The following is a 20,747-nucleotide window of genomic DNA, read 5'->3' on the forward strand; positions in this document are numbered from 1 at the left end:
ATGTGATGAGATTTCATGTCCTGTTCTTGAAAATAGCGTAAATTCATTAACTATATTAGATATTACATGGTTAATTGGTTGAATCTCCCTCTTTATTGGGAAATTATATACCCAATGGATTTCAAGATGCATTGCGGCAGCAAGGGAACGAATCCCCGGGAGCATAGATAACTATGTGACTGGGGTGAGTGAGCGCAGACAACAAAGAGGCAACTTGAAAGACGAAGGGTATATAGGATTGTGCAGAATGAAACCTACATCTTATTTATTCTGCTTGTCCACGGGAATCCGGATTTATAGCGAGCTTTGAAAACACATCAATGAGGACACAATAGAATGATTCGATTTGAGGATAAGGTTGTCATTATTACTGGCGCAGGTAGCGGCATTGGCGAGGCTACAGCAAAGCGTTTTTCACAAGAGGGAGCCATTGTTGTCTTGGCAGGACGGGATACTGATAAGCTTAACCGTGTATTCAGTGAACTGTCATCGAATAAAGCGTTGGTGATTCAAACAGATGTGGCGAACCGTGAATCGGCCAAACATATGGTTGATGAAACAATCAGACATTTTGGTCGGATAGATATTTTGGTCAATAACGCTGGTGTTTATGCGGTTGGTGATTTATTGAGTATTTCACCGGAAGAAGGTAATGATGTTCTGGCTACCAATATTAATGGAGTACTCAATTGTAGTTATTTCGTTTTGCCGCATTTAGTTGAAAGTAAAGGATGTATTGTCAACAATGCCTCTGTATCAGGGTTAGGGGCTGATTGGGGAGGAGTTCATTATTGTGCATCAAAAGGCGCGGTAGTTAATTTGACCCGTGCCATGGCGCTGGATCATGGGGCACAAGGTGTTCGTGTCAATGCGGTGTGCCCAAGTTTAGTGATGACTCCCATGACTGCACGTTTTGATGATGAAACCCTACAACATTTCAATAACCGCATTCCGTTAAAAAGAGCGGGTCAACCTTCAGATGTCGCAGCAGCCATTGCGTTTTTGGCTAGTGACGATGCCAGTTTCATTAATGGTGTAAACCTGCCGATAGATGGTGGTGTCACCGCATCCAATGGTCAGCCTAATTTTAATTAATAAACTTTAGCGAAAAAGCGGCTCCAAAAATGGCGGAGCCGCTTAATTTCAGTCCATTGACTGGATTGTGACCTTAGCCAGTTCACAGAGTGTAGGATGAGTGAACAGTGTCGCCAATGGAATATTCATGTCTTGTTCGCGCATACGTGCCAGTAATTGTATCGCTAGTAGAGAATGTCCTCCCAGTGCGAAGAAATTGTCATGGCGACCCACCTGTTCCAGTTTCAATAATTTCTGCCAGATTTGAGCCAGTGCTGTTTCTACATTACCAATGGGGGCTTCGTAGCCAGAGGCTGTATTGTTGCAAGGAATTAATGTCAACATATCTTGCGAGCAGCCAGTTTGCGAGGTCTTGTAATCGGCCAGTAACTGTTGGTGTTCGGTGGCGGACATAATGGCTATATCCATGATTGGTTGTTGGGGATGATGTTTCAACGCCTCAACCAGACCTGCCAAAGCCGTGGTCATATAGCCTATCAGACGCGACGGATCAATTCCCAGCACAGCTTGGGCAGACAACAGGAAGCCTTTACCCAGATTATCTACCGCCAAATAGAGGGGATAGTTAGTCTTCTCTTGTCCGGTGACCAGACGTATGCCTTCCCATAAGGTATTGGTCACATTCAGCCGGTTATTATCAGATTGACTATGGCGATAGTTAAGGAGTGCATTGAAGAGCGGTAAAGGCGGTGTGACTCCGCTACAGCGTTGAGCCAGTGCCAGAGGGGCTTGCTCGTGCTCAAGTAACCGTGCCAGACTGCGGTAGGCTGCTTGTACAGTTGTCTGTACGCTGTTCTCTGTAAGCTGGAGCCGTACAGGCAGGGTATTGATAAACAAACCCAGAATCCGTTCAATATCAGTACCTCCCTGCATACGCCCCGATAAGACTGTTCCGAAGACGATATCATCGCGCCCACTTATTTTTGCCAGAACCTGTGCCCATGCGACATGGAACAGTACCCCAGGGCTGACTCCCTGATTGCGTGCCTGTTTGTGGATATTTCTGGACAGTGTTGCATTAAGTGGTTTGATAACCTCAGTTATTTGTCTGTTTCCACTGTAGACATCCAGTATTCCGAAAGGGACAGTCGGTGTATCCACGTCGGCGAGCATCTCACGGAAAAAGGCTTCGTGATCTGATATTGGTACACGTAAGGACTGGGCGATAAAGTGACGGTAAGGCAGTGCCGGAGATAATTGCTTGATACGCTGGTGCAAAAGTTCATTGATTTCAGTGATGATAAGATCCAGCGATATATGGTCATTAAGTATATGGTGACAGCAGAAAGCCATATACCATTCACCCTGATGCGGATCATAGGCGATATCGGCGGAAAACAGTGGAGCATGGCTCACATTAAGACGGTGCCGGCACGGATCTGTATGCGCCAACAACTGAGATGGAACATCCTTATTACCATTTGGTATAAAGGTGTTGATGCGCAGGGTAGCCTGACGCCAGACAATCTGTACTGGCTGTGTTAATCCCTCCCAACAGATAGCAGTGCGTAGGATATCGTGGCGGTTAATGAGCTTTTGCAAAGCTGCCAGAAAAGCATTAAGGCGTTCACGAGTGTCGAATGCAAATAAAGTATGCAACAGATAAGTGTCGCCTTGTGTTTGCACCAGATGATGAAACAGCATTCCTTCCTGCAATGGTGCGAGTGGATAGATATCCTGAATATTGGTGATACCTGCGGGAAGGGTGGCGGCGATAGTGTCAATTTCGTGTTGAGTCAGAGAAACCAGTGGCAGCATATCAGGAGTGATGGCGGTGCAGCCGTCTGGGATAAGATTGGGTGGTACGGAGTATCTGGTTGTATTTTCTTCGACTGCCTGCATTATTTTTGCCATTTCAGCCAGCGTTGGTGCAGAGAACACAGTACGAATATCAAGACTCCAGCCTAAGTTGCGGAGTTGTCCTATCAGACTAACTACCATCAGTGAATGACCACCCAGTTCAAAGAAATGATCATGACGCCCCACTTTTTCCAGTCCTAACAATGTTTGCCAGATTTTGGCTAGCGCTATTTCCCTGTCGCCGAGAGGCGCTTCATAAACGCGGGTTACAATCGATATCTGATCCGGCATTGGTAGTGCCTGGCGGTCGAGTTTACCATTCGGTGCCAGTGGGAAAGCATCTAATGTCACAAATGCACTGGGCAGCATATATTCGGCAAGGTATTGCGCGAGTTGTTGGCGTAATTCTGCTGGCACGAGTTCCATATTGGATTCTGCGATCAGATAAGCAACAAGGCGCTTATCGCCCCTTGTTTTTTCATAAGAAGCATCCTCGCGGGCAAGTACGATCGCTTCGCGTACACCGTGGCATTGCATCAGTCTGGTTTCAATTTCCCCCAGTTCGATACGGAAGCCGCGTAATTTGACCTGAAAATCATTGCGTCCAAGGTACTCGATATTGCCATCAGATCGCCAGCGAGCCAAGTCGCCTGTTTTATACATGCGGGCGTTAGGGTGTTCGCAGAATGGGTCAACGATAAATCTCTCTGCGGCCAGTTCTGGTTGGTTTGAATAACCACGGGCGACTCCCATGCCTCCGATATAGATTTCGCCGCTTACGCCGATAGGAACCGGCTGACCGAGTGCATCCAAAATATAGATACGTGTATTGGACAGTGGTCGGCCAATCGGGATGTTATTGGTGATAGATGGAATCTGTTTGCTATCTATCATCATAGCTGTGGCAGTGACGGTGATCTCAGTGGGGCCATAAGCGTTGAACCAGCGGCAGGAGTGCGTTTCCGGGCACGACAGCCAGTCCATTAAATAGCGGTGTTCCACTTTATCACCCCCAACAATAACAGTGCGCAGATAGGGGCTGAAACCGACGTGTCCGGCCTTCATTTCTTGTACCCAATGATGCCAGAAGGCGGTCGGTATATTTATGATAGTGACTTGTTGTTCACGCAAAAAATCGACAAAAGTGTTATTCGGTATTTTGATATGGGGTGGACGCAGAATCAGTGTCGCACCTGATGCCAGAGTGGGGAAAATATCTGATACCGAAATATCAAACGCAATGGTTACAAATTGCAGAATACGATCACCCGGTTGGGGTTTGCTGACCTGAAACTGGGCATAAATAAGGCTCACTACATTGTGATGTTCCAGCATGACGCCCTTCGGATGTCCGGTTGAGCCGGAGGTGTAGATGATATAGGCCAAATGGTGTGGCTTGAGCCCGATTTGCTTGCTGTCCGGATTATGCACCGGCTGTTTTTTCATCTGATTTTGGTGTGTTTCATCGTCCAACAACCAGATAGGAATCCCCTGTATTGGTAAGCGTATTTGTAAGTGTTTCTGAGTCAGCAATATTGCAGGTTTGCAGTCTGATAACTGATAAACCAGCCGTTCGATGGGATATTCTGGATCGAGTGGGATGTATCCGGCACCGGCTTTCAAGATTCCGATCAGGCCGATGATCATGTCTAAGCCCCGTTCAACATAAATCGCCACACGATCCTCAGGGCGTACACCTGAAGCAATCAGGCTATGTGCCAGTTGATTGGCGCGGTGGTTTAGTTCGTGATAACTCAGAGATTGTTCTTCAAAAACCACTGCCGCTGCGTCTGGCGTACGTTGCACTTGTTCTTCGAATAATTGATGAATCAGCATATCCTGTGGGATATCTATTTGAGCAGGATTGAATTCCACCAACAATTGTTGTTGCTCCGAAGCTGATAATATCGGCAGGCGGGTAATGGTTTGTGTCTCATCGGTTGTCATGGCAGTCAGCACATTGGTGAGATAACCTACCATGCGTTCAACCGTCGTCCGGTCGAATAGGCTTGATGCATATTCCAGATAACCACTGAGGCCATCTTGGGTTTCGATCAGTGACAGCGTTAGGTCAAAATACGCACTGTGGTGTGGTGTTTTTATCAAGGAGACAGATAAACCCGGCAATTCAAGGGGCTGTGTGGAAGTATTGTTTAGGGCCAGCATAACCTGAAAGATCGGGTTGTAGCTCAGGCTGCGTTCAGGTTGTAGAATTTCCACCAATTGTTCAAAAGGCAGGTCTTGATGTGCATAAACTGCCAACGCCCGTTCACGGACGTGAGCGAGCAGATCTGCCACAGAGTTGCACTGTCCCAGTTCGACACGTAAAGGTAGGGTATTGACAAAAAAGCCGATCAATCCCTCAAGATTATTCTGTGAACGGTTGGCGACAGGAATGCCAATGACGATATCGTCCTGTCCGCTCAAACGGACAAGCACGATACCCCACGCTGCAAGCAGAGTCATAAATAACGTTGTATCCTGACGTTGCCCGAGAACTTTGAGAGCAGACAATAAGTCAGCATTCAGATGAACGGGGACATGCTTGCCGGTGTAACTTTGTTCTGGTGGGCGCGGGTAATCTATGGGGAGAGGCAGCAATGTTGGGGCATTCTGAAGCTGCTTTTGCCAGAAATTCCGTTGTGAAGTGAGAACCTCACCTTGTAGCCGTTTCTGTTGCCAGACGGCATAGTCCGCGTACTGGATGGGAAGGGGAGGTAAAGGATCGCCATATTTTCCTAGTGCGGTACGGTAGAGAGCACCTAGTTCGCGGAGCAGGATTCCTATCGACCAGCCATCAGTGATGATGTGATGTTGGGTAAGGATCAGCACATGTTCTTCTTCAGACAATTGCAGCAATTGGCCTCGAACCATTGACTCATTAGCAAAATCAAATGGGATTTGTGTTTCGAGTTTCACTAACTCGTTAACACGGATCATGCGAGAAGTTTCATCTAATCTGCGCAAATCCTGATAGGTCAGAGAAAAACCAGTATCTGCGCTATCGATATGTTGGTAAGGCTGTCCATCAATCAGGACAAAACGAGTACGCAAACTTTCATGTCGGCTGACGAGGTGGTTAAGCGCAGCCATAAGTGCTGAATGATCGAGATGCCCGCGGAGATGCTGAACTATCGGGATTTGATAGGCCAGACTGGCTTCTGTATTGAGGCGGGTGAGGAACCACATGCGTTGTTGAGAAAAAGAGAGTGGCAGTGGTTGGCTGCGATCGGCAGCAGGAATAACGACTTGGGTTGTCACTGGCGTGTCGATGATCAAGGTAGCTAAGTCGGCCAGCACAGGGTGGGAAAAAAGTTGCTGCAAGTGCAATTCCCGCTCCAGTTTCTGACGTATCCGTGCGGCAAGTTGGATTGCGAGCAGAGAATGACCACCGAGTTCAAAGAAATGGTCATGACGACCAACTTGTTCCAATTTAAGCAGTTCTTGCCAAATCTCAGCCAGCCCCGTTTCCACCTCTCCGATGGGGGCTTCATAATTATGGGTGACGAGTGCTGACCGGTCTGACATTGGCAGTGCCTGACGGTCGAGCTTGCCATTGGGGGTCAATGGAAAAGCATCAAGTGTCACAAAAGCACTGGGCAGCATATACTCGGCAAGGTGCTGTGCAAGTTGCTGGCGTAGTTCTGCCGGTATCAGTGTTGTATTCGGTTTGGCAAGCAGATAAGCAACCAGACGCTTTTCGCCCCCTGTTTTTTCATAAGAAGCATCCTCACGGGCAATCACAACCGCTTCGCGCACATCACGACATTGTGTCAGTCTGGCTTCAATTTCGCCGAGTTCAATACGGAAACCGCGTATTTTGACCTGAAAATCATTACGACCAAGGTATTCAACATTACCGTCCGGCAACCAGCGGGCCAGATCGCCGCTTTTGTACAGTCGGGCATCAGGGTCTGTAGAAAAAGGGTCAGAAATGAAGTGTTCTGCGGTTAGCTCCGGAAGATTCAGATAACCGCGGGCGACACCGATTCCGCCGATGTAAAGTTCACCTGAAACACCTATTGGAACAGGTTTTCTGTGGTTATCGAGAAGGTAAATTTGGGTATTGGCGATGGGTTTCCCTATAGGGACTTGTCCAATATAACGATCCGATACACATTGCCAGGCGGTGACATGAATCGCTGCTTCAGTAGGGCCATATAAGTTATACAATTGACAGTGGGCAAAATGGGACAGACATTGCTGTTGCAAGGCATATGGAAACGCTTCGCCACTGCATAAGATGTGACGCAGGGAAGGGCAGCGTCCGGCGGGAATAGCATCAAGAAACAGTTGTAGCATGGAAGGTACAAAGTGGATGATAGTAATCCCGCGCCTTTCTATCTCGGACAATAAATAGTGCGGATCTTTATGGCCATCGGGACTCGCCAGAATTAATCGGGCACCAAACATCAGGGGCGGGAATAGCTCCCAAACGGAAACATCAAAACTGAACGGTGTTTTCTGCAAAACACGATCCTGCGGGGTTAATTGATAGGTCTCCTGTGCCCAGAGTAAACAATTCACGACACCGCGGTGCTCATTCATTACCCCTTTAGGCAAGCCCGTCGAACCAGAGGTATAAATCACATAAGCCAGATGGCGTGAGGTTAGGCCAAGTGTCTGGGGATCTGGATTGTTGGTTGGCATGCCCACAGTAAGGGACGCAAGATTGTTGAGATCTACAATGGGCACGGTGCTGGCCGGCTGCTTGATTAACGTTGTCTGGGTAAGCAAGGCAACAGGAGCGGCATCCTCAAATATATAGGCAAGTCGTTCGGCAGGATAGCTTGGATCAAGCGGTACATAAGCTCCGCCAGCCTTAAGGATAGCGAGTAATCCCACGATCATGTTCAGGCTGCGTTCAGAACAAATCGCCACCCGATCATCCGGGCGGACACCTAAGGCAATCAGATAATGCGCTAAGCGATTGGCTCGGTGGTTCAGTTCAGCATAACTCAACGATTGCTCTTCAAAGACGACTGCAATCGCATCGGGATTGTGTTGTACCTGCTTTTCAAATACTTGGTGAATAAATGCGTTTTGCGGGAAATCGGTCGCTGTATTTTGCGGTGATTGAGTCGCGTTGAAATCCACCAGCAACTGTTTGCGTTCCCTGACGGGCAAAACTGAAATATCCAAAATTGGCTGGTGGGGGGAAGTCTCCAATGCTTCGACCAGCTCTGTCAGGGCAGTAGTCATATAGCCGATCAGACGAATAGGATCGATGCCCGATACGGTTTGAGCAACCAAACTAAATCCATCTCCCCAATCATCTACAAACACACCGATGGGATAATTACTTCTTTCTTCTTGCATCAGCAGGCGTATACCTTCCCATTTAGCAAAGGTGGCATCTGATTGACTATGACGATAGTTGAGTAGTGTGTTGAAGAGCGGCAAAGGTGGTATCACGCCACTACAATGCTGGGCCAGCGTCAGTGTTGCCTGCTCGTGCTCCAGCAACCCCATCAGGCTGAGGTAGGTCTCTTGAACGGCTGCCTGCGCGCTATTACCCGTAAGCCTGATCCGCATGGGCAAAGTATTAATAAGCAGCCCCATAACTTGATCGATGCCGGTACTGCCCTGCATACGTCCCAGCAATACCGTACCGAAGACCACATCATCACGCCCGCTGGTTTTTGCCAGCACCATAGCCAAAGCAACATGAAACAATATACTGGGGCTGACACCCTGACGTCGGGCTTGTGTACGGACAGCTTTGGACAGAACCGCATCAAGCGGCTGTTTACTCTCCGTTATCTGTCTATCCCCACTGTGAGTATCCAGTATTCCGAAAGCAGCCGTTGGTGCATCTACATCAGAGAGCACTTTACGGAAATAGGCTTCGTGAGCTGAAGTCGGCACATACAGGGATTCAGCGACAAAGTTACGGTAAGGTAATACCGGGGGTAATTTTTCAGAATGGCGATTGTCAAGGTACCCACTTTCCGTATGGCTACACAATAATGTGCCGATTTCATTAATGATACGTTCCAGTGTCACATGGTCACAGACTAAATGATGGATACCCAAAGCCAGTAACCACTCACCCTGATGTGGATCATAGGCAATATCGGCAGAGAATAATGGTGCCTGACTCACATCAAGACGGTACTTATGGGGATCGGTGTGCGCCAATAATTGAGAAGGGATATCCTGTTCGTTATTTGGTAAAAACGTATTAATGCTCAAAGATGCCTGCCGCCAGACGACTTGCACCGGTTGTTCCAATCCCTGCCAGTAGATTGAAGTGTGCAGAATATCGTGACGGTTAATGACCAATTGCAAGGTTGCCAGAAAGGTGTCTAGCCGTTCGCGGGTATCGAAGGCAAGCAGGTTGCGTAACAGATAAGAATCTCCCTGTTTTTGCAACAGATAATGAAACAAAATGCCTTCCTGTAATGGCGCGAGCGGATAAATATCCTGAATATTGGCAGCACCACCGGGAATAGTGGCAGCGATGGCATCAATCTCGTGCTGGGACAGGGAAACTAAAGTCAACATGTCTGGGGTAATGGCGGTACAGTCGTCAGGGATTAGATTGGGTGGCACTGAGAACACAGCCGCATTTTCTTGTTCCATATTGCCCTGAATTGTACCCTCCTGAGTCAATAGTAGCGCTTTTGCCATTTCGTTCAGTATTGGGTTGGTGAATACAGTCCGGATGTCAAGAATCCATCCCAGGTCACGCAGCTGTTCGATTAGGCTTACGGCTATCAGTGAGTGCCCGCCAAGTTCGAAAAAGTGATCGTAGCGGCTGACATATTTCACTCCGAGCAACATTTGCCAAATTTGGCTCAGGGTGGTTTCTGCTTCTCCTATAGGGGGCTGGTAACCGCGTGTGACGATTGCAGTATGATCTGGTTTGGGGAGAGCTTGACGGTCAAGTTTGCCGTTGGGGGTCAGTGGAAAGGTGTCGAGTGTCACAAAAGCACTGGGTATCATGTATTCAGCAAGATGTTGCGTGAGCTGTTGCCGCAATGCCATTGGTTCCAGTACAACACCCGCTTCTGGCAGCAAGTAGGCGACCAGATGTTTTGCAGCCGATCTGTTTTCATAGGAAAGGCTATCGCAAGGCAGCACCACGGCTTCACGCACGCCTTGGCATTGCCGCAATCTTGCTTCGATCTCTCCCGGTTCAATGCGGAAACCGCGCAGTTTGACCTGAAAATCATTGCGACCGAGATATTCAATATTGCCATCGGGTAGCCAACGTCCCAGATCACCGGTTTTGTACATACGTGCGCTGTGCGCAGAAGAGAACGGATCGGTGAGGAAACATTCGGCGGTGAGTTCGGGACGGTTCAGGTAGCCGCGGGCAACGCAGACACCAGCGATATAAATCTCTCCCACTACCCCCAGCGGAACGGGCTGACCGTAAAGATCGAGGATATAGATTTGGGTATTGGCGATAGGATGACCAATCGGCGGTGCTTGTTCTTCATGATTATCATGGTTTTCCTGATTCCCACATCGATAAAGAGTGGCACAAATGGTAGCTTCCGTCGGGCCATATGCATTGATCATCTGCCGCCCTTGTGCCCAGCGTTTGACTAGCGTAGGTGGGCACGCTTCCCCTCCCACGAGTAAGGTTTGCAATGCTGCCGGAATAGTATTCATTGTTGCCAGAACGGTGGGAGACAAGAGGGCATGAGTAATGGCATGAGTTTCTAAATAGTGAGACAGCATTTTTCCCGGCAGAAGATTGTCTCGTTTGGCAAGGTACAGGCTGGCTCCTGCCAATAGTGCCATACAGCATTCCCAAATACAGGCATCGAAACTGTTTGAGGCAAACTGCAAAATACGACTGTCTGGAGTGATGGTCAGTGTATCTTGGTGAGCAGTAATCAAATTACACAAACTATGATGTTCGATCATGACCCCTTTGGGGTGCCCGGTAGAACCGGAGGTATAAATGACATAGGCTAGATGGCGTGAAGTCAGCCCCAGTGCCTGAGTTATGGTGTTTTCTTCCGGTTTTTCACCCAAAACAGAACATTCTGGTGTATCAAGTATTATGGTTGGCAGATTACTGTTCCACGTTTCTGCCATCGTCGCCTGAGTAATCAGAGCCACGGGAGCTGAATCATTGAGCATATACGTCAGCCGTTCGGTCGGGTAAGTCGGGTCGAGAGGCACAAAAGCGCCACCAGCCTTGAGAACTCCCAACAAACCAACCACCATTTCAAGGCTGCGTTCAATACAAATCGCCACCCGATCATCAGGATGTACGCCGAGAGAAATCAGATGGTGAGCCAGACGATTGGCACGTTTGTTCAGTTCATCGTAGCTCAGCGATTGTTTTTCAAAGACCACGGCAATGGCATCTGGTGTGCATTGCACTTGCGCTTCGAACAGTTGATGAATCAGAGTATCCTGCGGTAATCCGATTTGGGTGGCATTGAAATCCACTAATATCTGCTGGCGTTCAGCGTCGGGCAGAATCGATAGATTGACCATTTTTGTATTTGTAAGGGATGGCATCTCCAGAGAAGTGAGAGCGGAATCAAGCAAAACGGCAAGACGGGACTGGAGCGCCATAACCTCTGCGGTACTCAGGTAATCAGGAGAAAAATAGAATTCAATGGAAGGCGGAGAATAATCTTCAGGACGGGCAGTATCTGTGTATTGCTTGACTCTGACAGAAAGAGGGTAAGGAGTACCAGAATGTAAGTCGAAAAGTCTAACATTGGTGCCTTCTCCTTCGATGTGCAGATTAGCTTTAAACGGTTCGAGGGATAAAGTCACGTCAAATAATCGAGCATTCCCGACTTTCTGCTGGGTATGTGTTTGTCGGTTGAGGTCTACAATGGGAAAGCGTTGGTGCTCATAGCAAAGATTCATTTCAGTCGCGGCTTTATGCATAACATCACGGAACGTATCCTCCGGTGAAATGGTTACACCAATGGGGATCACGGATGCGAACATCCCCATCGTGTGCTTTTGTCGCGTATTTTTGCGGTTGTGTATGGGAATACCAATGACAATTTCATTCACATTCGCTGTCCGTGCGAAATAGCAAGCTAGAACGGCATACATGAAATGCAGGAGGGGCAATCCCTGACCGCCAACGGTTTTTTCAATACGTTTAAAAAGCGCCTGATCGATTGGCCAACTAATATTTTGAAAAGCAACGGTTTTGGTTTGTTTGTGGCTTGTAGTGTTATTGGAATTGGCCGGCTGGAGCAAGAGAGGAGGCAAATTCTCATAACGCTTCATCCAAAATTGCATATCGTGTGAGTAGTGTTCAGAAGCAAGATAATTGAGGTTATCCGTAATAAAATCCAGATAAGAGTGAGCTGGGTTATTTAATGTTTCTCCTTTCATCAGACAGTTATAGGCATCGATAACCTTGTCAATGAGTATGAACAAACCAGCACCATCAATAATCAAATGATGACAGCAAAATTGCCAGTACCGGCAGTTATTGCTTACTCGCAATAATTTGGTTCGCCACAGCGTCTCATTCAAATGAAATGGGCGCCTGAACTCGGCATCCATGTATTGTTTTATTCTGATTTCAGCGTCTGAATATGATGAAAAATCGTGTACATCCACGGCTACAGGGAGAGAATGAACAATCTTTTGGGCAGGTAGAGCATGGGTGTTGATAAATTGTAAACGCAGAGTGTCATGGCAATAAACAACGGTTTCAAAGGCATGGGCAAATAATGCTTCATTCAACTCCCCTTCAATGCAGATAAAAAAGCAGAGATTGTAATTGGAAGAGTTGGGATGAATAGCCTGATCAAACCAGATGGCTTGCTGAGGTGAGCTAAGAGGGTGTGCATGAGAAAAGAGAGAACCGTTATTATCAATTGCTAAGGAAGTTTTTGGGAAGTGATTATGGTTGTGTGTCATATTCATATCTCCTTTGTAATAGTTTGATTTTAAATTGGTTCATTTATTTGAAAGTAAGGGAATTATTGCTCCGGTTAATTTTATTTTTGGTAAAAAATGAACTATGCGCAGATGGCAAAATTGGATTTTTATACTGTTTTATTTTGGCTGGTAGGACATTTATAGTTAAATTAACTGAGTTGTTTTGTCATGTCGATACTTTTTGTTTATCCCATATTTTTCAACAGTCAGGGTTCTGTCGCATTAAGCCCTGTACGGGTAGTGTGTCTTTTTTTGGAGGGGGGCTGACGATGTCCCTGATCCGCAATGCGTTCAAACGCCTGCATTACCCTGTTGATATCATTGCTCAGTGGTTAGTGTTATGCGTCCGAGTGTTTATGCGGCGTACAGAGCATCAATCAGGAAAACGGGCCGAATGGGTTAATAAGCAACGGGAACGAAAACATGCCAATGTTGTGGCCTGTGCCCTGGCAAATAAACTTGCTCGTATAGCCTGGGCAATAACAACACAACATACTGTGTTCGAAAAATTATACTAACGATTGTTATTAATTTTTAAACAGTGACCATCTGGTTTTGCGAAGACGGATCCTTGATGACATGAATGGCCTGTCGGCCTGATGAAAAACCTACATATAAATTTCTCTCGAAAAAAGAAGGGTTATATATGAAAAAACAACTCATTGAATACCCGACTAGACAACGGTAATTTTTAGCTAAAATTGGTATTTATTAAAAATTAGATGAATTAAGTTATTATATAATACCGGAATTAAATTCTATCCATAATTGTCTGAAAAGCGTGATATATGAAGCAAATATAATATAACGAGTTTGATATTATGCGTGCTCATTATTTGTATCCCGAAGGTCTTTAAATTCTACTTACAAAACTGACGAATAATCCCGGAGATCCCAGTAAATATCTTTCTGATACAGGAAGATGAAGGTAGGGACAGATCTCATGATTTTCCTATATCTAAGCTAATAAGTATTTTATTTGAACAAAAATGTTAGCTCTGTTTTCCCTGTAAATAAGGATAAATAACTTTATAAAACAAATTTTATACCTTTTTTCAAAGGTGATATTTGACATTTTAAAATAAGTCTATTTTTTGCGCAAAGTGGAATCCTGCCCTGGATTAAGGGGAATTTATGGAGAAATTATCAATATGACTGTCAGCCATTTTTTAGTTGAACTAAAAAAACAAGGGATCTTGTTGGAAATAGATAAAAATAACGTCAATATAAAATCGAAAGTATTTCCACTCCCCGCTGATCTGGAAATACAGATTAAAACAAGAAAGCAAGAAATACTTGATTTCTTTAGCCAGCATCGGAAAAAAGAAGGCTACGAATTTTCTTTACTATCATCAGCTGAAAAAAACTTAGGTAAGCCAATTTCTCATATACAACGGGAACTTTGGCAAATTTACCAAATGAAACAGCAAGCAACTTCTTATAACGTGCCTATGTTCATCTCGGTAAAAGGTACTTTGGATGAAGCACGCTTCAAGCAATCAGTTAAAGACACTTATCGGCAACATGACGTACTGCATGGTTTATTTAAAGAAGAAAATCAACAAATACTTTTTTACAGTCGCTGTGATGCTGACTGGGATATCAACGTTCTTTATATTGGTGTGAACAAATTACAGGAATATATTGATTCTGAATGTGTGCGAGAATTTGACTTAAAAGAAGGGCCTCTGTTTGTTATTCAGTTGTTAAAAATTGATGAAAATCAGCAAGTGGTTGTACTAAATTTTCCTCATATTATTGTTGATGATTGGTCAGTAAGATATTTATGGCAAGAAATTGTGCAACGATATCATGGATCGTATTTGTCGGAGTCAAATACGATTGGGTTTATTGACTATCTAAATAGCCCTAAATTATCTGATCATCAATCGTACTGGAAAAAACTGCTGACAGGGTACGAACCATTCAAATTACATAGTATGTCATCCGTTGGTGATGATACGACTTTTACTTTTAAAAGCACATTAGCACTCCCGGAAGCTCGCGCTCTAAGGGAGTTGGCGTTAGAAAACGGAGTATCAAACTCTTGTGCCGCTTTAGGCATTTTTGCCCGTACGATAGGCCAGTATATCGGGCAAGATGATGTAGTTATCAGCACACTCTATGCAAACAGGGATGAATCTCCATTTGCAGCGGTACTGGGTAACATGACTGCAATTTTGCCAATAAGAGTTGCATTGACGGGTAATGCGTATAGTGACGTATTACCTCAATTACAACAACTGTATCAGGATATCACTTCCTCGCCCGTAGACATTGATGAATTATTAGTTGACTTGAATTTAGTTAAAAGTGGTGGGCGCCATCCTCTCCAAGAAGTGGTTTTTTCTTGGCAAGAAGAGCAATTGTCACTGGAAAATTTTGAAGGTACAGAAGTTAGCAAACTGGATACTAACCTGAACCTGGGTACTGCCAAGTACACCCTCATGCTAACAGCTATGATCGAGAAGGATAATATCCACCTGCACTGGGAATTCGACAATAGCCAAATTTCATTAGCCAGCGTTAAATGGTTAGAACAAAGGTTTAAAGCGCTTTTGCATACTTGGCGTGATGAAGTGGACGTCTCTGCACCCATGCTGACACAAACCATAACCTCAAATGAGACGGTTATAAGCTGTTTTGCAAAGGTTGTTGAACAGTATCCGCTGAAAGCAGCTCTGCGCCGGGGTAATGAAACAGTTAGTTATGCTCAGTTAGACCAGGATAGTAGTCGCGTTGCCGCGTACCTGCAAGCCTATGGAATAACCCCCGGTATGCGAATTGCGGTTGATTTACCTCACGGTTTTGAATTGGCTATAACGATTTTAGGCATAGTCAAGGCCGGAGCCATCTATGTACCTATGTCAGAAAATTCAGCACCTGCCCGACGGGATATGATGCTGAAGCAAGCGCAAATCAGACATAGTATCAGCTTGAATGAACAATTTTTGCCTAAGGTAACAAATCACCAGTTTGGGCAAATATTGGAAGCAGATTGGCAAGGTTATCAGACAGTCAATGTATCAGGTCAAAGTGCCATTTACGTCAACTTTTCATCTGGTACATCAGGTGAACCGAAAGGAATAGAGTGTTGTCATCAAGGGGTCGTCAGACTGGTTAGAGAACCAGACTTTATGTCTTTGGATAGTCACACTAGGATGTTATGTGCATCACCAGCGACATTTGATGCTTTCACACTAGAGTTTTGGGGGCCTTTGCTTAATGGTGGACAAATCTGCTTCATGCAGCAAGGTAGGCTGGATAATGCGGAACTAAAACAACAAATCCAGCGGTGTGGTGTCAATACAGCTTGGCTGACGTCTGCTCTGTTTAACACTTTAGTCGATATAGACGTGACAGCGTTTGATGGTCTGACGCAGCTATTAGTGGGTGGTGATGTTGTCTCTCCAAATCACGTGCATCGTGTGTATCAAAGCTGTCAGGATATTGCCATCATCAATGGTTATGGACCAACGGAAAACACAACATTTACCTGTTGCTTTCCTATACCACGCGACTGGTCAGAAGCCGAAGTATTACCGGTCGGCAAAGTTATAAAAGGCAGTGAAGTTTATATCTTAGACAAAGAAGGTCTGCCCGTCCCCAAAGGCTGCATAGGCGAAATTGTAACAACTGGGTTAGGCTTGGCTAAAGGATATTTGAATAAAGATCTGGAGGCAGGGCGCTTCGTTACAATGAAGTGGCAAGGTGGTGAGGTCAGATCTTACCATACGGGAGACCAAGGTTATGTAGATATCTTTGGAAGAATACATTTTATAGGACGTCAGGATCAGCAAGTAAAAATCAATGGCTTTCGCATTGAGTTGGGCGAGATCGAAAATGCCCTGAATGCATTGCCTCAAGTGAAACAAGCGGTGGTGATCGATCGTAAACGCGAAAGTCACCAATATCTGGCGGCGTATGTCGTTCCCATTGATAGCAGCTGGGTTGATGCCGACCAATTGGTCGAGCAGTTATCGGCGCGTTTGCCCGAATACATGGTGCCCTCGACCTTTACTCAAATTGAATCGGTGCCATTAACCATTAACGGGAAACTGGACCGACGTGCCCTGCCAGAGCCGGAATGGACGGACAATAACAACTATCTGGCTCCCCGCAATGCACTGGAAGAACAGTTGTGTGAAATCTGGCAAGAAGTGCTTGGTCTCAAGCGCGTGGGTATTCACGACAACTTTTTCCGCATTGGCGGCGACTCCATCAGTGCGATTAAATTAACCGCCGCCATGCGCCGGGAATGTCAGATCGATGTCCCTCTGTCATTGTTGTTTTTACATAAAACCATCGTGGGGCTGGTGGGACAATTGGATCAGTTGACTTGTGTGGTGATCCCGCCCCAAGACTTAGAACACTACCCATTATCATTTGCGCAAGAGCGGATGTTGTTTATTGAACGCTTTGAGCAAGGCAGCTGTGCCTATCACATACCGTATTTGGTGAAACTCAATGACGGCACAGACTTATCCGTTTTAGTGGCTGCAATCAATGCCGTGGTTAATCGCCATCCAGTCATAAAATCGGTGTATCAAACAGATAGTGACGGGAATAGCTATCAGCAGGTGTTAGATACCGACATTCCTGTTCAGACTACTCGCTTATTCGATGAAGGTGCCTGGCTGTCAGTTGTGAAAGCCGAGATTACCACTCCGTTTGATCTTGCCGTTGAACCGAGCTTGCGCCTGCGTCACTATCAAGTTGCAAATCAGGCGTACCTGCTCTTGATGTGGCACCACATTGCGGTAGATGGCTGGTCGGTTGATGTTTTCATGCAAGAACTTTCGGCAGCTTACCAATCGCTGAATGAATCGCACGCGATATCATTACCTAAGCTAGACATTAGCTACGGAGATTACGCCCTCTGGCAGCGTGATTATTTGCAAAGCGAAGTCGGCGAACAACAGCGTCGTTACTGGCAGGATACCTTGTCCGGTTATGAGACCCTAGTATTGCCGACGGATAAGCCACGCCCGAATCACGTAGACTATACCGGGCGTAATTGTAATTTTGTGTTAGACGAAAAACTATCAGCCCAGTTAAGAGCCTTGGCGCGAGAACAGGAAACCACGTTATATACGGTATTGTTAGCCGCGTTCTATGCCACTTTGTCGAAAATGTCGGGTCAGACAGACATTATATTGGGTACGCCGACGGATAACCGTCATCATGCACAAACTCAATCCCTGCTTGGTATGTTTGTGAACTCACTGGCATTGAGAGCCCAGATTACCCCGGACTTAAGTGTTGAGGAATTAATTTCCCACACGCATGATGTCATAACGCAAGCGAAATCGCATCAGGACATGCCATTTGAGCAATTGGTGGATTTGCTGAGTGACGGGCGTGATATGTCTCGTCATCCGATTTTCCAGGTGATGTTCAGCGTACAAAACTTTGGCATTCACGCAGAAGCCACAGAGGCACTGCCATGGACGCTAGTGTCGTTTGGCGATGATCTCTACACGCCGGCGAAATATGATCTCAGTGTATTCTTATCGGATAGTCAAACGTGTATCACGGGTATCTTCAATTTCGCCGTCAGTCTGTTTAATGAAGCCAGCATCGAACGTATGGTTGAGCGGTATCAGCACGTCCTGAAAGCATGGGTGAGTGATACACACCAACGTTTAGCGGAGTTGGATGTGTTGTCTGAGCAAGAACGCCATACGCTATTGCATACATGGAACCAAACCGATGTGCCTTACCCGAAAGGTAAGACGCTACATGAACTATTCGAAGCACAGACAGAAGGTAATACAAAAAATCGTTTAGCAGTGATTGATGCTAATGGTAGTTATAGTTATGAGTTTATAGCAATTAACTGCTTAAATTTAGCTTCTCAATTATTACGATATGGCATTAGAAAATCTTTAATAGGTGTTCTATGTGAAAAAAGTTTTAAACAGGTTGTTTCGGTAATTAGTATAGTAAAAGCGGGTTCTGCTTATCTGCCGCTTTATATTGATTGGCCAATGGATCGAATTGATATTATTTTAAAAGAAGGCGGAGTTGAATACGTCTTTGTTTCACGTGATATATACGAAAATAAGATTGTCAATACACCTGTACACACAGGTTATCATTGGCTGATTATTGATGACTATATCTCAAGTGTTGTCACTGATATAACGGACATTGATTTTCCTGTCGTTAACTCACAGGATGTTGCTTATGTGATTTTCACATCTGGTAGCACAGGTAAACCTAAAGGTGTGACAATATCTCATGAAGGAGCAGTAAATACAATTCATGCGATTAACCAACGTTTTAATATTGATTATTCAGATAAAGTATTAGCAATATCTGAGCTTAGTTTTGATTTGTCCGTATATGATATTTTTGGTGTTCTATCAGCAGGAGCAACAATAGTATTTCCTGAACAAGAAAAAAGGATCAGTCCTGAGCATTGGCTGAATTTAATAAATCAACACAAAATAACTATATGGAACACAGTTCCTCAGTTAATGCAGCTTCTAGCTGATTGTGCATTATCGAATTCTAGTCATTTTGATTCATTAAAGTTAATTTTAATGAGCGGTGATTGGATACCATTAACTCTGCCATCCCAAATAAAAAATATAAACCCTGATGTAATAACGATGAGTTTAGGGGGAGCAACAGAAGGAAGTATATGGTCAATTTGGTATCAAATATTTGATGTATTGCCAACTTGGGCCTCAATACCCTACGGGCAACCCATGCCCAACCAGAAAATGTTTATATTAAATGATAGCTTTTTACCTTGTCCTGTCGGTGTCACTGGGAATATTTTTATAGGTGGTATAGGTGTTGCTCTCGGATATTGGAATGATACCGCTCGAACTAATCTCAGCTTCATAGAACACCCAACCTTAGGGAAAATATATAAAACGGGTGACTTAGGAAAATGGAATGCATTGGGTTACATTGAATTCGAGGGACGCAATGACTTCCAAGTCAAAATACGGGGTTTCCGGATCGAATTAGGTGAAATTGAAAGTGCGCTAGTGGCCCTGAACGGAATAAAACAAGCCGTCGTGATTGATCGGGAGAAGGAAGGTAAGAAATATTTAGCAGCGTATATTGTACCTGAGCCAGACGTAGTTTTATCTAAAGAGCAGTTACGTTCTCTGTTAACCTTTACGCTACCAGATTATATGATCCCGGCCTCTTTCATTATGATTGATAACGTACCGCTAACGATTAACGGTAAGTTAGATCGCCAGGCGTTACCGGTTCCGGAGTTTGTTACTGAAGCGGATTATATTGCGCCGATAAATGAACTGGAACACAAGCTGTGCCTAATTTGGGAAGACGTTTTAGGGGTAGCCCGCGTCGGGATCAACGATAACTTCTTCCGTATTGGCGGTGACTCCATCGTCGGTATTCAGCTGGTTTCCCGATTACGCCATGCGGGTTTTAGCGTGCAGGTAAAATCGCTGTTTGAGGCACCGACTGTCGCTCAACTGGCTTCTTTGCTATCCCGGACGGCGTCACAAGCCACTGTTGTGGCTGAACAAGGGAGGTTGACCGGCCAGTTTGACTTGTTGCCGGTTCAGCAATGGTTTTTCGACGGTGACTGGGCTTCACCCCATCATTGGAATCAGGCGTTCATGGTGCAGCTACCGGGGCACATTACTTCGGCTGAGCTAGCATCAGCATTAGTGCAATTGGCTTCTCGTCATGACCTGCTGCGGACTCACTTCGTTCGTACGGAAACCGGCTACCAACAGCGTTATCACGCAGAAATCAGCCCCTGGATGGCGCCGTTGCAGTGCGGTGATGTGAGTGAATGTGGTGAACATACATTGCATCAGACCTTAACCGAGTGGCAGAGTGATTTTGATTATTGCGATGGCCCCCTGTGGCGGGCAGGTCATTTAACCGGCTGGTCGGATGGCAGTGCCCGCCTGTTCTTTGCGTTCCACCATTTAATTATTGATGCCGTCTCGTGGCGCATTATTGCCGAT

At 45.6% G+C, this 20,747-nt stretch carries 3 protein-coding genes and 1 pseudogene; 3 read left to right on the forward strand and 1 reads right to left on the reverse strand.

From position 1 onward, the window contains the following. The first annotated feature begins 336 nt into the window (after positions 1–336). Positions 337–1,095 (forward strand): meso-2,3-butanediol dehydrogenase, encoded by a 759-nt coding sequence (gene budC / locus Xvie_RS06195; protein WP_086108472.1) that lies wholly within the window; start codon positions 337–339, stop codon positions 1,093–1,095. Between the two features lie 48 nt (positions 1,096–1,143). Here the strand turns inward: budC and Xvie_RS06200 are convergent, their stop codons facing one another. After that, a complete protein-coding gene (locus Xvie_RS06200) occupies positions 1,144–12,759 on the reverse strand; it encodes a non-ribosomal peptide synthetase (protein ID WP_086108473.1) in 11,616 nt (3,871 codons plus the stop codon). A 341-nt stretch (positions 12,760–13,100) separates the two neighbouring features. On the opposite strand from Xvie_RS06200, the pseudogene Xvie_RS06205 reads away from it, so the two are divergent. Together Xvie_RS06205 and Xvie_RS06210 are read left to right on the forward strand one after the other, a co-directional pair. Next, positions 13,101–13,298: pseudogene (locus Xvie_RS06205) on the forward strand (IS110 family transposase); the annotation flags it as partial. A 633-nt stretch (positions 13,299–13,931) separates the two neighbouring features. Next, on the forward strand, positions 13,932–20,747 hold a 6,816-nt coding region (locus Xvie_RS06210; RefSeq protein ID WP_139838816.1), incomplete at its 3' end, for a non-ribosomal peptide synthetase.

Source organism: Xenorhabdus vietnamensis, from assembly GCF_002127535.1.
In the GTDB taxonomy this organism is placed as follows: Bacteria; Pseudomonadota; Gammaproteobacteria; order Enterobacterales; family Enterobacteriaceae; genus Xenorhabdus; species Xenorhabdus vietnamensis.

Bases quoted from the DNA above. Each gene is read 5' to 3' on its own strand.
- budC (WP_086108472.1), top strand. From the start codon at position 337: ATGATTCGATTTGAGGATAAGGTTGTCATTATTACTGGCGCAGGTAGC.
- Xvie_RS06200 (WP_086108473.1), bottom strand. From the start codon at position 12,759: ATGACACACAACCATAATCACTTCCCAAAAACTTCCTTAGCAATTGAT.